Raw genomic sequence first — 2,336 nt, 5'->3', positions numbered from 1 at the left:
TGCCAACTCTTATAAGCAGAGCAATGTAAATTCAGACAGGGATGGTTTTCTAGTGAAGCTTGATCCCCAAGGAAATCGAATTTGGGGAACGTATTTTGGAGGGGCCAAAATAGATTATTTCCACGATCTGGCAATAGACTCAGCCGATAACCTCTACTGTTTTGGTCAAACTCAAAGCACCTCTGGGATGAGCACTCCGGGTGTTTTCCAAGAAAATTACTTTATAAATAATACTGACAACAATGGCTGTGTAATTAAATTCAACTCTCAGGGTTTCAAAACTTGGGGATCCTATTTCTATCCTGAAGTCCTGGGAGGTTCCGTATCAAAAAATGGTGAGGTTTATTTCACAGGACGAGTCAAATTCGGATTCTCCTCTACCCCAAACTCCTATCAGGAATTCCCTGTAAATAATAACCCTGGAACAGACTCGTATCTAGTCAAATTCAATACTACAGGAGAAAGGCAGTGGGCTACTTATTTTGGTGGGGAGGTTGCCGATAATGCCTTGGCAACAGCTGTAGATGATAACCATAATATTTATTTGACCGGCAGTACGCAAAGTTTAACCAACATAGCTACTGCGGGAACCTACCAGCCCAATCATTTTAATAATACTTCTAATAACTCCGGGGACGCATTTCTGGTGAAATTCCAAGATTGTGAATCCGTTGTATCCCTAACAAGCAACTCACCGATCTGTGCGGGAAGTACCTTAGAACTTAAGGCTTCTGGCGGAACAAATTATATGTGGACAGGTCCAAATGGTTTTATATCGACTGATCAAAATCCAATTATTATCAATGCAACACAATTACATAGCGGTAACTACAGTTGTACCATAACCGGAAGTGATATATGCACCAGTGAGCTAAAACTAAATGTTATAGTAGCAGATAATAAAGCTCCTGTGCCTGATGCCCCTATTTTACCGGTTATTATAGGTGATTGTCATACCCTAATAAATGCTATTCCTACTGCAACAGATCTTTGCACAGGATCAATTACAGCCACCACCGTAAATCCTCTATCCTATACATTACCTGGCAGGTATATTATTGTTTGGAATTATAATGATGGTAATGGAAATACGGCGACCCAAAATCAAACCATTATTATTAACAGCCAGCCCTTACCTATTTTAACTGCCCCTCCAAGTTTTTGCGCTACAGAAAATGCAAGTCTAAGGAGCATTGCTCTTACCGGACAAAACATAAAATGGTACGATGCCTTAACATTGGGAGCCTTTTTGCCCGATGACACCTTGCTGGAAGAAGGGAAGACATATTACGCCTCCCAGTCTTTGAATGGATGCGAAAGTGATAGAATCCCTGTTGCAGTCAAAATTCAAAATACACCCATGCCAACCGCTGATGCCAATCAATCTTTTTGTTCGGCAGCAAATCCTACGCTGGAAAATATTGCCATCATAGGGGAAAATATAAAATGGTATGATGGATCAAAAGCCACAGCTCCTTTGCCAAGCCTAACTGTACTGGAAAACGGCAAGATTTATTATGCTTCCCAGACTACTACTTCGTGTGAAAGTGCCCGATTAGCCATTAGGGTTTCCATTACAAATACCCCGGGAATACCTACTGGGAATACCAATCCTGTTTTTTGCAAAAATGAAAATGCCACCCTGAGCAGTATGGCTATCAATGGAATTAATTTAAAATGGTACAGCTCAACTACTTCCATAACTCCTTTAAGCGACACTGCTTTGGTGCAAAACAATACGACCTATTATGTCTCGCAAACTGCAGGCTGCGAAAGCGAACGACTTGCTGTTGTGGCAGTTGTAAACGGTGCGCCCCTGCCAATTGCCGACATGCAGCAGACTTTTTGTAGTGGTGAGAATGCCACTATAACGGATATTGCCATTAAAGGAGAAAACGTAAAATGGTATGATAGCCCCCAGGCAGGTTCTTTTTTAAACGATTCCCAACTGCTTGAAGACCACACTTACTATGCAACCCAGACCATTGCTAATTGCGATAGCCCAAGATTGGCCATTCGTATTAAAATTCAAGATACTCCACCTCCCGCTGCAGATGAAAATCAGAATTTCTGTACTCAACAAAATGCCACTCTAAGTACCATTAAAATAGCCGGTGAAAACATAAAATGGTATGATTCCCCAACCACTCCAGTTAGCTTATCGGAATCGACAGCCCTTGAAAACGCACTTACCTATTATGCTTCACAAACCAGCAATAATTGTGAGAGTGAAAGAATTCCAATAAAGACAAGCATCTTACAGGCGACAACGCCCAATTGTATTGATTTGGTTACGGAAATCCCTTTTGTGAAATTTTTCACTCCAAATAATGATG

Annotated in this window: 1 protein-coding gene; it reads left to right on the top strand. The window is 41.1% G+C overall.

The genetic code is table 11. From position 1 onward, the window contains the following. The coding region (locus tag EV142_RS24125) for an Ig-like domain-containing protein (protein WP_158286365.1) at nucleotides 1-2,336 on the top strand (2,336 nt) is incomplete at both ends.

The organism is Flavobacterium circumlabens (assembly GCF_004345565.1).
GTDB classification, from domain to species: Bacteria; Bacteroidota; Bacteroidia; order Flavobacteriales; family Flavobacteriaceae; genus Flavobacterium; species Flavobacterium circumlabens.
This window is presented reverse-complemented; position numbering and strand designations above follow the sequence as displayed.